Here is a 209-nt window from a genome sequence, read left to right on the forward strand (position 1 = left end):
GGCGCCAAGCGTATAGCTTGCCAAGTTCGTGCGGACCGTGTCGGTCCCCTCGCTGGCGTTCTCGGTGAGGCTGTCGCCGGCATTGTCGACGATGTAGGTGTCGTCCCCCGCCCCGCCGATCAGCGTATCGGCGCCGGCGCTGCCATTCAGCGTGTCATTGCCGGCACCGCCGGTGATCGTGTTGGCGAGCGCATTGCCGATGCCGGTGA

General features: G+C 67.0%; 1 pseudogene. It reads right to left on the bottom strand.

The annotated features are described in order from the left end of the window. Positions 1 to 209 (bottom strand): annotated as a pseudogene (locus ACMUVN_RS33445) (protease); the annotation flags it as partial.

It is taken from the genome of Rhizobium sp. IY2 (genome assembly GCF_047532935.1).
Classification (GTDB): domain Bacteria; phylum Pseudomonadota; class Alphaproteobacteria; order Rhizobiales; family Rhizobiaceae; genus Rhizobium; species Rhizobium anhuiense.